Source organism: Bacillus sp. 196mf (assembly GCF_003217275.1).
GTDB lineage: Bacteria > Bacillota > Bacilli > Bacillales > Bacillaceae_G > Bacillus_A > Bacillus_A thuringiensis_S.
This window is the reverse complement of the sequence record NZ_QJTG01000034.1, coordinates 1-12,050: the sequence shown is the minus strand read 5'-3', so window position 1 is coordinate 12,050 and position 12,050 is coordinate 1. Positions and strand designations below refer to the sequence as shown.

Here is a 12,050-nt window from a genome sequence, read left to right as displayed (position 1 = left end):
TCTATCCAAAATAGCGATGATAAATCGTTTTTGCTTCGCTTATATCTTTCGTTCCATGTACGAGCACACGGCCATCTTTAAAGGCGACTAACCTCTTGTCTTCAACAGAAAATGATAGTAAATATGGATTTACATTTAAATCATTCACGCGACCTTCCAGCAACTCTTTATATTGTTCAAAATTCATTTCCTCTTTATGAGGTGGTCTAATTTGAACTGTATTTCGCCCGCATAAAACTGCTGTTTTTGATGTGTTCTCTTTATTTAAATACGGATATAATGCATTCTCTCCGCATGAAGAACAATTATGCTGGCGAAGCTTTTGCACATTCATACATGAATACTCATTCTTCCACATATCAAACGATACAAGCCCATCTCGAAGTGATTCGTAATCTTCTACTAACAGTTTAAGAGCTTCTGTTACTTGATGAGAAACGACAAGAGATACAGCAGGTGATATAATACCCGCTGTATCACATGTTGCCCCGCCAAGCGGAATCGACTGCAATAAACATGATAAACATGGTGTTTTACTAGGAATGATTGTGTAAGAAAGACCGTAACTACCTACACATGCACCGTAAATCCATGGAATAGAATATTTTTGTGCTATATCATTCACAATAAAGCGTGTTTCGAAATTATCAGTCGCATCAATAATTACATCAACGTTTGTAACAAGTTCTTCTAGCTCTTCAGCTGTTACATCTTGAACGAGAGCTTTTATTGTTACATCGCTATTAATCTCTTCTAAACGTTTTTTAGCCGCTATAGCTTTTGGGAGATTATTCTTTACGTCGCTCTCTGCATACAATTGTTGTCTTTGTAAATTACTCCAATCTACATAATCACGGTCAACAATTGTTATCTTGCCAACACCCGCTCTTACAAACATCTCTGCATTTGCACTACCTAATGCACCTGCACCGATAATAAGTACATGCTTTTCTCTTATCTTTTGCTGCCCTTCTGCTCCAATTGGAGAAAATAGTTCTTGGCGAGAATATCGATTATTCAACTACGCTCATTCCTTCTAAAGGACTACTTGCAGTTGCACAGCGCTTACGTGCAATACGACCTGCTTCAAATCCTAAACGGCCTGCTTCAATACTTAGTTTCATTGCCTGCGCCATTTTAATAGGATCTTTTGCTCCTGATACAGCTGTATTTAATAACACGCCATCTGCTCCTAATTCCATTGCAAATGCCGCATCAGCTGGGCTACCAATACCAGCATCAACGATAACTGGTACTGTCGCTTGTTCAATAATGAAGCCCAAATTTAATGGATTTACAATACCAAGTCCTGATCCGATTGGAGATGCTCCTGGCATAATCGCATGCACGCCAAGCTCTTGTAATTTACGTGCTAATACAACATCATCAGATGTGTACGGAAGTACGATAAATCCTTCTTCCAGTAACATTTCAGATGCCTTTAACGTTTCTACCGGATCCGGTAATAACGTTCTATCATCACCAATAACTTCTACCTTTATCATGTCACAAAGCCCAGACGCTTTTGCTAATTTTGCAATGCGAACAGCCTCTTCAGCATTTTTTGCCCCTGCTGTATTTGGTAATAACGTATATTTTTTCACATCAAGTTTCTCTAATAAATTAGGTTGCTTTGCATCAAAGATATCCATACGACGTACTGCAAATGTTAAAATTTCAGCTTCAGAAACGTCAATTGCCTTTTGCTGTACGTCAAAATCAGGGAATTTACCTGTACCTAATAAAAGTCTAGAATGAAATGAAAATGGTCCAATGTTCAACATAATCAACCGCCTCCTACGAAAGTTACAATCTCAATTTGATCTCCATCAAAAACAGATGTATCTGTATGATCATCTTTTTGTAAAATATCTTTATTACGCTCTACTACAACAATTCTGTTATCTAACTCTAAATGTGTAAGTAACTCAGCTACTGTTTTTACACTCGCTGGCACTTCAATTTGGTTACCATTAATTTTTAATCTCAAACTTCCATCCCCTCTCTAAACTCTTCTAGAAAGCAATGAATCTAGCAAATGATTCTCTTGCTCTCCTTCTATTAAATCAGCCATATATTGGCCAGAAATAGGACTTAATAAAATACCGTTCCGATAATGGCCCGTGCAAGCATATAAACCTTTTATTTCTTCATGCTCTCCCATATAAGGAGCTTCATGATTCGATTGTGGTCTTAATCCTGCCCATGCGCTTTCCCATTCTGCTTCTTTTAAAGCTGGCAATATTGTATAAGCACGCTCCAATATAGAAGTTATACTTTCTGGCTGCACAGTTTTATTGAACGTATGTGGCTTCATTGTTGCCCCAATTACGTAACGTCCACCGCGCTTTGGAGCAATGTAAAATCTTTCTTGAAAAATAGGTGCTTTTAAAAGTTGTTTTCTACTTCTTACCGCAACCACTTCTCCTTTAACTGGATATGTACCCCAATCGCGGTGAAAATAACTGAGTAACTTCGTGCTCCATGAACCTCCTGCAATAACGACTTTCTCACATGTGACAATACCTTCGCTCGTAAAAATTCCGGTCACTTTATTATTTTCAATACGAATATCAAACACTTCTGTCTGTTCATATATATCAGCACCTGACATTGCCGCAGAATGTGCGAATGCTTTCGTAAGCTCTGGTGCAATAACATGACCGTCTTTCGGATAATATACTGCTCCTATAATAGATTCGGATAGATACGGCTCTTTTTCCCGCACATGGTCTCCCGTTAGAAAATAGGAATCTTCACCTGTTTTTTGCTGCCAATCCATAATGTGAAGAATTCTTTCCTTCTCATCTTCATTTTGAGCAATACGATAAATTCCTTTTTCTTCATATCCAATATCAATACCCGTCTTTTCACGTAAAACTGCTGCAAGTTGTGGAAATATAGCTCGGCTTTCTCTAGCAAGTTCAAATAGCGGATCATACGCATCCCATTCTGCCTGAACACCAAGTAGACCAGCAGCTGCTTTTGAAGCTTCCGATGCAATTCTTTGCTTCTCTACAATCGCTACTTTATGTCCTCTTTCTGCTAGAAAATGTGCAACTGAACTACCAATTACACCACCACCAATAATCGCTACATCATACTTCTCACACATGTTTTTCCGCCCACTTTCTTATTGATTCCTTATAAGATTTCGCTTTGCTATACGGGTCACTACTACTTACAATTCCGGACATAACTGCTATACCGCTTACACCGTTAGTAAGGACATCCACTGCGTTTTCTGGAGTAATTCCTCCAATTGCTGTAATCGGTATAGATAAACACCTTGCAATGTCAGAAATTTCTTCAAGCCCTCTCGCTGGCACACCTTTTTTACAATCTGTCGGAAATACATGACCATAAACGAGTGAATCTGCTCCATTTTTAAATGCTACTATCGCTTCATCTAGCGAATGCACAGAATAACCGACATGCAAATACGAAAACTTTTCTTTCACTGACTTTACATCTGTGCTTCGATACCCTAGTTGAACACGAGGAATATTTAATAAAATTGCAATATCAATTCGATCATTTATGACAATTTTAGAAGCCGGAAAGCCTTCCATTAAAAGACTTTCCACACCTTCATATAACTCCTTCGTACTCTTCTCACGCTCACGAATATGCAAATAATCAATCTCACTCTCAATTTGCATCGCTACATTCACTAACTCTTCGAATGGCATATGGCCATTTGAGATTACGTGGAGCTCATTTTTCATATTCATTCGCCTACTTTAAAATATTTTCGAATAGTTCATCGGCTGGAACGGTTTCTTTCGTCATTCCTTTGTCCTTCAGCCATTTATTTTGTTTCTCCCAAGATTCTTTTGAATCTGATAAAAATGGCTCATCTTTCGTTTCCATCTTCTCTAATAAAATTTTCATACTTTCCTTTTCAACTTCTGGCACAAGTGGGAAGTTTTCTTTTTCTTGATGATTTAATAAAATATTCAATGCTTCATCTGGGTTTTTCTTCATGAAATCATAGCCTTTTTTCGTACCACGTAAGAAAGCTTGCAACGCTTCTTTATCTTTTTTCAACGTTTTATCACCTGTTACAAACACAAGTTCATGATAGTTCGGTACTCCGTAATCAGCTGGATTAAAGTAAGCTGGTTCATGGCCTTCATGACGCATAACCGGTACTTCATGATTAATGTATGCCCCTGTTACCGCATCCACTTTTTTCGTAATTAAGGCTGGTACTAAATCAAATCCAACATCAACTACTTTCACTGTATCAGGATTACCACCAGCTTCTTTTACCATCGTTTTTAAATACATCTCACTTAAAGGTGTTCCAGAATATCCTACTGTTTTTCCTTCTAAATCTTTCGGTGATTGAATACCCGCTGATTTCAGCGATACGACATGATTTAATGGTGAACGTACGACAGCCCCAATTGATTTCACTGGAATTTGCTCATTTGCTCTTGCCATAACAACATCTGGCTGATAATACAAGCCAACTGTCACCTTCCCTGCTGCTGCCAATGTTAATGGATCAGTCGGATTAGAAGGGAATTTAATATTTACCTTTACACCTTCTTCTTTAAAGTATCCTTTTTCAATTGCTGCATAAATAAAGCTATGTACCGCATTTGGATACCAATCTAACATGACTGTTATTTCTTTCTCTTTTTTACTTTTTTCTGATGCTGAATTACTCGAACATCCTGTAATCATTGCAATTAATAATGTAAACACAAAGATGCGCTTTAAAAATTTCATGAATGCTTCCTCCAACTAATGAATTTCTTTTCTAATATGGAAATAAGTACGACGAAGAAAATAGCTAATAATGATAACAATACAATGGGTGCAAATACGCCAGCTCCATCTAACTGCGTCATCATTCTCTTACTGAAATATCCAAGTCCAGCTTGTGCACCGAGCCATTCTCCAATTGCTGCTCCGATAACACTAAGCGGAACTGCAATTTTTAAAGCTGAGAAAAAATAAGGAAGAGCAGACGGCAACTTTAATTTAAGAAAAATATCTCTTTTCGTTGCTCCATATGTAACTAAGAGCTCCTCCCATTCTTTTTTTGTACTACGCAGTCCATCATACGTATTGACCGCAATCGGGAAAAACGTAATTAAAACCGTAACAACAACCTTACTCCAGATGGTATATCCAAACCATAAAACGAAAAGCGGAGCAAGCGCTGTAATAGGAATCGTTTGTGAGGCAACTAATAATGGATAAAATGCTCTCTCCATCCAATTACTTGCATTCATTAACATCGCTAGCCCTACACCTAATACGATAGAAATAACAACACCTATTAAAACGACGTATAACGTTGCAGGTAAATGAACCGTAAATAATATGTCTTTTAGTTTCCATATCTTCATTACAATCGCAGACGGTGACGGTAAAATGTACATCTCATCTACAATTCTTGCTCCTATTTCCCACACAGCTAGTAAAATACTAGAAAGTGTAATAGCAGGAACTAATTCTTTCAATCGGTTCATCACACAAGTACCTGCCTTTGTAACATACTAAGAAGCTCATCTTTCAGCGCTAATACTTCCGGTTTATATAAATCTTTTCGTGTTCTGTTATGATCAAGTGGTACAATCCGCTCAGTCAAAGTCGTTATCGGCTGCTGTTCCACTACTAAAACTCGGTTCGAAAGAAATAACGCTTCTTCAACATCATGAGTAATGAATAAAATTGTTTTTTCCCACTCTTGCCATTGTTCAAACAGCCATTCTTGCAAAGAGGCCTTCGTTAAAGCATCTAACGCGCTAAACGGTTCATCTAATAACAATATCTCCCCGCCCGTTAACAAAGTTCGGATAAAAGATACGCGTTGCCTCATACCACCAGATAAATCTTTCGGATGTTTTGTCTCATATCCTTGTAAACCAAATTTATATAACAGTTCCTTTGCCTTTACTTGGGCTTCTTTCTTCTGTACACCTTGGCACTCTAGCGGCAGAGCAGCATTCTCAATAATTGTTCTCCACGGCAAAAGCATATCTTTTTGCGGCATATATCCTACAGGATGGTGCTTTGTTTCTGTCAGTTCTATCTTTCCAATACTTACCTTCTCTAGGCTTGTAATAAGGCGAAATAAAGTACTTTTCCCACATCCACTCGGTCCGATAATACTGACAAACTCTTTCTCATGTATAGAAGCATTTAATTCATGGATGATTGGTTTCTCATCGTAATGAAAAGAAACATTATGAAACTGTAGTATGTTCTTGCTCCTCAAATCCCCACATCTCCTTACGATAGGACATATCCCAGAATAAATATTCAAATCGACTGGAATATAAGAAAATCTCCTCTAATCTATCTAGTTCTTTCTCAGACTTTCCAACTGCCATTTCATTTAATAAATCTATTAACCAAATACAAAGATTACCGTATTCTTCCGAACTATATCCTTGAATCCACTCACCAAAAAACTCATGATCTCTTGCTCCAGGAATATCATTTAAACGCTTTCCAATTTCCCAGTAGCTCCACATACATGGAAGAAGCGCTGCTATTAATTCTGCAAGTGTGCCATTTTGAGATACAGACATCATGTAATTTGTATAAGCTAAATTTTTAGCAGATGGTTTCGCAGACTCTATATCCTCTATAGAAATTCCAAGTCTTTTTGCATATTGTTTATGGATTGTCATTTCGCCATTTAATATCCCATCAATTTGTTCAGCGAACTTTCCCATTACTTGTGGATTCGTTGCTTTTACAACACCAATCGCATATAACTTTGCATAATCTAGCAGATATAAATAATCTTGAATAATATAATACTGGAATTTATCTTTTTCTAACGTGCCATCTCCCATACCCACTACAAACGGATGATTATGACTCATCTCCCAAACCGGTTGCACAGTTTCTAATAATCTATCGCAAAATTTCATTTCTCTATCCCCTTTCAATATATGTATCTAAATAAAAAACCACTTCTATATATAAGAAGTGGTTACAGCAAATAAAATTATACATTTATTCGATGTTCCACTTCCCTTCGCTAGTATTACCTAGATCAGGTGTTATAAGGGTTAAGGATTATTCCTCTCTCAGCAAATCAAGCACCCCTAGTGGTTTCAATATGAAATTTTTAAATAAAAAAGCCCCGTTTCTATACGCAAAGAAACGGGGACTCATTGTTAGTGTCCGAATTGCTTCCCTACGCTAGCATAATCTAGATCAGGTAATAAAAAGGATCAAAGGCTTACGGCCTACTCTCAGCTGGCAACACCAGCTCTCCTAGCAAACTATAAAATTATCACTGTCAGTATAACACCCTAATAAGACATCATCAACTGTTTTAATTTTCTTAATTATCAACAAAATATTGAAGTTATACAATACATACATTCTATTTTAGAAAATAAAATCCAAATTAATTGTATAAAAAGGAATCATTATCCTCAAAAAATTTATTTTTATATTGATTTCATATTACATTTATGTGAATACACCCACTATATTATATCTTTATACTATAATAAAATTACAACTATACAACTAGAGGAGGTCTCTATTCCATGAATATGAAAGCTACGGCTTTAACAGCAACTACTGTAGCGATTGCTTCTTTACTTCCTTCTATGGGTGAAACAAATGTACAAAAAGCAAACGCTGAACAATTATCTAATGTTAAAACTGGGTATGTCAAAGTCGATCAAGTAGCATTACATACAGAAGATAACGTAAAAAGCACATCAATTGATACAATTCGCTTTAATACAAAAGTGAACATCCTTGAAACAACTAATGGTTGGTATAAAGTATCTGTTCATAATAAAGTAGGTTATGTACAAAAAGATGCTATTTTACTAAAAAACAAACTTCAATCTAATGATCAATACATCGTCAATGCTAATGCATTAAACGTTCGCTCTGAACCTAATTTAGAATCTTCCATTTTAGATGTATTACCAAATGGCAAGTTTATTACCGTTCAAGAAGATCAAGGCGAATGGTATAAAATATCACATAATGGCCAAACGGGTTACGTACAAAAAGCATTCATCTCTAATGGTTCACAACCCTTAGTAAAAGGAATCACCGTTCAAAATAATACAAAATATACTGTTGCAACACCTAATCTGAATGTACGTAGCAACACTAGTACAAGTAGCGCTCTACTCGGTTCATTACAAAACGGTACACAAGTACAAGTAGTAGAAACTGTAGGAACTTGGTATAAAATTCGTTTTGGCACAGGATACGGATATGTAGCAAAACACTATGTAGTACAAAATCAACCACAGGCTAAAACAGATCAGCCTTCATCTATTCCAGCTGCTTTCAAATTCCCTGCTCAAGGAAGAATTAGCTCAACCTTTGATATACGCTGGGAACAAATGCATTATGGTATAGATATTGCTGCTCCAGGGAACGTCTCTATCCAAGCTGCTGCTGCAGGTAAAGTTGTGAAATCTTATTATTCAGCTAGCTATGGCAATGTTGTGTTCATTGCGCATCAAATCAATGGGAAATTATATACAACTGTTTATGCTCATATGAAGGATCGCACTGTACAAACTGGTGATCAAGTACAAGCTGGACAATTAGTAGGTCATATGGGCAACACAGGTCATTCATACGGGCAACATCTTCATTTTGAATTACATAATGGAGAATGGAATTTTGAAAAAACAAATGCAGTAAATCCACTGCCATATTTAGTTAGGTAAATTGTATGCCACGCAATATACCTCTTATAATTGAATACGCAGCCTTTTTAGGTTTAATCTGTTGTTTAATCATTTACAATACAAACATTGTATTTTTATCTATTATTATTGCTTTTGTTGCATTAGAAATTATGATGGAATCATTTCAAGTGCAACTAAAACAAAAAATTGCCCATATTTATAACGCTATATTTCTTTTGAGTGCTCTCATAACAAATATAATTAGTAATGGCTTTTATTTATCTACTGTATTTCCAGTATTCTTTATGGCTGTTTTATTATTTGTAGCTAGATATATTAATGTCCCTTATAACCAAAAACAAAAACAAGAAGCTTAGAAAGAGGAGACACTGTGTACCAATCTTTCAAAGATACTCCAATAAAATACATATTGCATTTGTATAAGAAAGCCAATACTTTTTTTGGTATACAAGGAAGTTATACTGCACAACTTCTTCTATATGGAATGTTGTTTCTTGTTTTAATCACTTTCTCCTTGTTTTACTAACAAAAAAGGATCTCACATAAACTGGAGATCCTTTTTAATTTATATTAATTTTTCATATCGAAAATATTGTTTATCCACAAGCATATTTTTCATAAATAAAGCTCAGATTATATTTTTTCTCTAAGCTCATTCGTTGTTCGTCATCGCACCAATAGAAAAGAATATCATGAATCGTTGCGTAACGCTTATTTTTAAGAAATAGCCTAAAGAATGATGGTAAACAATCATGTAATTGTATAAATATATAATTGCGTAGTGTTTCTTCTTTATATTCAATGCCCTTACAAATATACAGTAATTCTTCACAATAATATGCATGCTGTGGAACTTGTATCATCTCGAAAAATGGCACATAAGATAGTAGCTTTCCAATAAAATGACCGTATCGATCCATTACTCCTATCGTCATATGCTCCATCATTTCTTTCATTACATATAAATAATCATCTACATGTGTTGTCTTTAATGGGTCTAAGCGATCGGAAATTTGAGATAATACAGCTCTTTGACATGCTAAAACTGCCTGACTAGGTCCATAATATGATAGGAAATCTGTACACTTACGATATTTCCGTAATAAATCATGTGTATATAAATCATATACGAAAGTATTACAATACATTGCTAAACTCATCATATTACTATTTAATTGCTCTTTTGATAATGATTTCGCTCTCTTGCACATATAAAAGAATGTAAATTCCAATACTTCTTTATGAGATAATAAATGTTTACAATCGGTTATACATTTCTCATTAAATTTAACTCTATCCCAAATTTCAATATCCCTATCTGTCAATTCACCTATACGATATTTAATAATTAAATAGTTTAAAGCAACTGATTGCGTCAAAAGATCCCATGTTTCATATTCCAATGAAGTATGAACAAACTCAGCTAATCCTTGTGCTATCATAAAAGCATTTGCCTCTTCATACCAACCAATCTCTTGGCATAAGCGAAGAATACGCACTAAAGTTGGAATTTCATCTTTATGAAACTGCGGTAAATTCTTTACTTTATTCATGCCATATACGATAAATGCCGCTAAATTTTCTTCTTTATAAAATTCTTTCTCTTTCCATACTAATATAGTTCGTTCTTTCCCCTCACCTTTTGGGTGACAAGGTACAAGCAAAGAAAATAATTCAGCAAAATTATTTGGTTCTATATATGTATCTGTAACCAAATTCCAATTTGGATCGCCCTGTACAGCCTTCATATAATTCCCCTTCCCTTTTCATCTATGTAGGAAATATTAATTTATTATCGTACCACTAAAAATTAATATTGTTATATTCAAAATCTCTCATAATACTTATATCTATCAGTATATCATCTTTTCTCTTATTAAAAATGAAGAATAACAAATTTAAAAAAACTGTGGAAATTATTAACCATATACTTATTATATAATGCCTCAGATACATCACGCTAACATATTAGTTTAATCCATATATACTAGAATAATGCATCTGAACTTTATATATAATTTAGCTCTTTATGAGTGACCATTAAAATCTCGGTTAATTAAAGTTTCAATTTACTCTGTACGCTCTGAGATTTCGCTCAAGGCAAATCCAACTTGATCATCTGCCGATTCCCTTATAGCTAAATCCCCTAGTGCTAACATGCCAATAAGCTGACCACTATCAACTACTGGTAACCGTCTAATTTGATACTGTGCCATTAGCTCTGTAGCTTTTTCAATAGAATCATTTGGAGAAACTGAGATAATATTTGTTGTCATTACATTTGTAATTTTATTAGATCCAGGATGTTTTTCAGCAATCCCTCGAACAACTAAATCTCGATCAGTAACAAGCCCAATAACTTGCTCATTTTCAACAACAGGAATTAACCCAACCGATTCTTCCTTCATTTTTACAGCTGCCTCATATACATTGTCTAGCGGTGTACAATGTACAATATGGGTACTCATTAAGTCTCTAACTCGTGTCATTATTTATTTCCTCCTTTTTATACATACCATAGCTTTTCCAAAATTCCTTTATTTATTTCTGGAAAGTAACATGATAAAAAGGATCAACAAAATAAAAAAGAGCCAGCATAATGCTGACTCTTTTTTGTATGACCCGTACGGGATTCGAACCCGTGTTACCGCCGTGAAAGGGCGGTGTCTTAACCACTTGACCAACGGGCCATGGCTCCGCAGGTAGGACTCGAACCATCGACCGATCGGTTAACAGCCGATAGCTCTACCACTGAGCTACTGCGGAATAATATATGGTGGGCCTAAATGGACTCGAACCATCGACCTCACGCTTATCAGGCGTGCGCTCTAACCAGCTGAGCTATAGGCCCATATACTTTACAGGGGCAGTAGGAATCGAACCCACACTGGAGGTTTTGGAGACCTCAGTTCTACCTTTAAACTATGCCCCTAAATGATGCCGGCTAGAGGACTTGAACCCCCAACCTACTGATTACAAGTCAGTTGCTCTACCAATTGAGCTAAGCCGGCATAAAAAAATGGTGGCTCGGGACGGAATCGAACCGCCGACACGAGGATTTTCAGTCCTCTGCTCTACCGACTGAGCTACCGAGCCAACATAAATGGCGGTCCCGACCGGGGTCGAACCGGCGATCTCCTGCGTGACAGGCAGGCATGTTAACCACTACACCACGGGACCATTTGGTTGCGGGGACAGGATTTGAACCTGCGACCTTCGGGTTATGAGCCCGACGAGCTACCGTACTGCTCCACCCCGCGATGATATAATATGTAATTTAAGAAAAAATGGAGGAGGTAGAGGGATTCGAACCCCCGCGCGACTCTCGCCGCCTGTCGGTTTTCAAGACCGATCCCTTCAGCCGAACTTGGGTATACCTCC

General features: G+C 36.4%; 13 protein-coding genes, 9 tRNA genes and 2 riboswitches. Of the genes, 2 read left to right on the top strand and 20 right to left on the bottom strand.

What is annotated here, in order from left to right; translation table 11 throughout:
* Nucleotide 1 precedes the first annotated feature (1 nt).
* The 9 genes from thiF to tenA are packed head-to-tail and all read right to left on the bottom strand — an operon-like array spanning nt 2 to nt 6,902.
* Nucleotides 2–1,021 carry a thiazole biosynthesis adenylyltransferase ThiF gene (gene thiF, locus ATL10_RS26960; RefSeq protein WP_001065409.1) on the bottom strand — a complete coding sequence of 340 codons (1,020 nt, stop codon included), beginning with the start codon at nt 1,019–1,021 and terminating at the stop codon, nt 2–4.
* Nucleotides 1,014–1,784: a thiazole synthase gene (thiG, locus tag ATL10_RS26955; RefSeq protein WP_000931980.1), complete on the bottom strand. Its 771-nt coding sequence runs from the start codon at nt 1,782–1,784 to the stop codon at nt 1,014–1,016. The genes thiF and thiG overlap by 8 nt, the downstream gene beginning before the upstream one ends.
* A 2-nt stretch (nt 1,785–1,786) precedes the next feature.
* On the bottom strand, nt 1,787–1,990 hold the full coding sequence (gene thiS / locus ATL10_RS26950) for a sulfur carrier protein ThiS (RefSeq protein WP_088022297.1): 204 nt from the start codon (nt 1,988–1,990) through the stop codon (nt 1,787–1,789).
* A gap of 15 nt (nt 1,991–2,005) precedes the next feature.
* Complete coding sequence (gene thiO / locus ATL10_RS26945) at nt 2,006–3,115, bottom strand: glycine oxidase ThiO (protein WP_090978433.1); 1,110 nt, start codon at nt 3,113–3,115, stop codon at nt 2,006–2,008.
* On the bottom strand, nt 3,108–3,728 hold the full coding sequence (tenI, locus tag ATL10_RS26940) for a thiazole tautomerase TenI (protein ID WP_000787167.1): 621 nt from the start codon (nt 3,726–3,728) through the stop codon (nt 3,108–3,110). The genes thiO and tenI overlap by 8 nt, the downstream gene beginning before the upstream one ends.
* A gap of 10 nt (nt 3,729–3,738) precedes the next feature.
* Nucleotides 3,739–4,740: an ABC transporter substrate-binding protein gene (locus tag ATL10_RS26935; protein ID WP_000670422.1), complete on the bottom strand. Its 1,002-nt coding sequence runs from the start codon at nt 4,738–4,740 to the stop codon at nt 3,739–3,741.
* Complete coding sequence (locus ATL10_RS26930; protein WP_110497850.1) at nt 4,737–5,489, bottom strand: ABC transporter permease; 753 nt, start codon at nt 5,487–5,489, stop codon at nt 4,737–4,739. The genes ATL10_RS26935 and ATL10_RS26930 overlap by 4 nt, the downstream gene beginning before the upstream one ends.
* On the bottom strand, nt 5,489–6,238 hold the full coding sequence (locus ATL10_RS26925) for an ABC transporter ATP-binding protein (protein ID WP_098284653.1): 750 nt from the start codon (nt 6,236–6,238) through the stop codon (nt 5,489–5,491). The genes ATL10_RS26930 and ATL10_RS26925 overlap by 1 nt, the downstream gene beginning before the upstream one ends.
* Nucleotides 6,207–6,902: a thiaminase II gene (tenA, locus tag ATL10_RS26920; RefSeq protein ID WP_000666820.1), complete on the bottom strand. Its 696-nt coding sequence runs from the start codon at nt 6,900–6,902 to the stop codon at nt 6,207–6,209. Before tenA ends, ATL10_RS26925 begins: the two co-directional genes overlap by 32 nt.
* A gap of 85 nt (nt 6,903–6,987) precedes the next feature.
* Nucleotides 6,988–7,091: riboswitch (TPP riboswitch) on the bottom strand.
* 60 nt (nt 7,092–7,151) lie between these two features.
* A riboswitch (TPP riboswitch) is annotated at nt 7,152–7,263 on the bottom strand.
* Between the two features lie 269 nt (nt 7,264–7,532).
* On the opposite strand from tenA, the gene ATL10_RS26915 reads away from it, so the two are divergent.
* Nucleotides 7,533–8,687, top strand: a complete 1,155-nt coding sequence (locus ATL10_RS26915) for an SH3 domain-containing protein (RefSeq protein WP_001056045.1) — start codon at nt 7,533–7,535, stop codon at nt 8,685–8,687.
* A gap of 5 nt (nt 8,688–8,692) precedes the next feature.
* The gene (locus tag ATL10_RS26910; RefSeq protein ID WP_001137817.1) at nt 8,693–9,025 is read left to right on the top strand and encodes a hypothetical protein; all 333 of its coding nucleotides are present in this window, start codon (nt 8,693–8,695) and stop codon (nt 9,023–9,025) included.
* Nucleotides 9,026–9,265: 240 nt separating this feature from the next.
* Here the strand turns inward: ATL10_RS26910 and ATL10_RS26900 are convergent, their stop codons facing one another.
* From ATL10_RS26900 to ATL10_RS26850, 11 genes are all read right to left on the bottom strand, one after another.
* Nucleotides 9,266–10,417, bottom strand: a complete 1,152-nt coding sequence (locus ATL10_RS26900; RefSeq protein ID WP_110497848.1) for a DUF3965 domain-containing protein — start codon at nt 10,415–10,417, stop codon at nt 9,266–9,268.
* Nucleotides 10,418–10,738: 321 nt separating this feature from the next.
* Nucleotides 10,739–11,158: a CBS domain-containing protein gene (locus tag ATL10_RS26895; protein ID WP_110497847.1), complete on the bottom strand. Its 420-nt coding sequence runs from the start codon at nt 11,156–11,158 to the stop codon at nt 10,739–10,741.
* 129 nt (nt 11,159–11,287) lie between these two features.
* Nucleotides 11,288–11,359: transfer RNA gene (locus ATL10_RS26890), tRNA-Glu, on the bottom strand.
* A 1-nt stretch (nt 11,360) separates the two neighbouring features.
* Nucleotides 11,361–11,435, bottom strand: a tRNA-Asn gene (locus ATL10_RS26885).
* Between the two features lie 8 nt (nt 11,436–11,443).
* A tRNA-Ile gene (locus ATL10_RS26880) sits at nt 11,444–11,520 on the bottom strand.
* 10 nt (nt 11,521–11,530) lie between these two features.
* A tRNA-Trp gene (locus ATL10_RS26875) sits at nt 11,531–11,601 on the bottom strand.
* A 6-nt stretch (nt 11,602–11,607) separates the two neighbouring features.
* Nucleotides 11,608–11,680 (bottom strand) — tRNA-Thr (locus ATL10_RS26870).
* Between the two features lie 9 nt (nt 11,681–11,689).
* Nucleotides 11,690–11,765, bottom strand: a tRNA-Phe gene (locus ATL10_RS26865).
* Between the two features lie 8 nt (nt 11,766–11,773).
* Nucleotides 11,774–11,849: transfer RNA gene (locus ATL10_RS26860), tRNA-Asp, on the bottom strand.
* Between the two features lie 3 nt (nt 11,850–11,852).
* Nucleotides 11,853–11,929 (bottom strand) — tRNA-Met (locus ATL10_RS26855).
* Between the two features lie 28 nt (nt 11,930–11,957).
* Nucleotides 11,958–12,050: transfer RNA gene (locus tag ATL10_RS26850), tRNA-Ser, on the bottom strand.

Coding starts and splice junctions, on each gene's coding strand:
- thiG (WP_000931980.1), bottom strand. CDS start 1,784: ATGTTGAACATTGGACCATTTTCATTTCATTCTAGACTTTTATTAGGT.
- thiO (WP_090978433.1), bottom strand. CDS start 3,115: ATGTGTGAGAAGTATGATGTAGCGATTATTGGTGGTGGTGTAATTGGT.
- tenI (WP_000787167.1), bottom strand. CDS start 3,728: ATGAAAAATGAGCTCCACGTAATCTCAAATGGCCATATGCCATTCGAA.
- ATL10_RS26935 (WP_000670422.1), bottom strand. CDS start 4,740: ATGAAATTTTTAAAGCGCATCTTTGTGTTTACATTATTAATTGCAATG.
- ATL10_RS26930 (WP_110497850.1), bottom strand. CDS start 5,489: ATGAACCGATTGAAAGAATTAGTTCCTGCTATTACACTTTCTAGTATT.
- tenA (WP_000666820.1), bottom strand. CDS start 6,902: ATGAAATTTTGCGATAGATTATTAGAAACTGTGCAACCGGTTTGGGAG.
- ATL10_RS26915 (WP_001056045.1), top strand. CDS start 7,533: ATGAATATGAAAGCTACGGCTTTAACAGCAACTACTGTAGCGATTGCT.
- ATL10_RS26910 (WP_001137817.1), top strand. CDS start 8,693: ATGCCACGCAATATACCTCTTATAATTGAATACGCAGCCTTTTTAGGT.
- ATL10_RS26900 (WP_110497848.1), bottom strand. CDS start 10,417: ATGAAGGCTGTACAGGGCGATCCAAATTGGAATTTGGTTACAGATACA.
- ATL10_RS26895 (WP_110497847.1), bottom strand. CDS start 11,158: ATGACACGAGTTAGAGACTTAATGAGTACCCATATTGTACATTGTACA.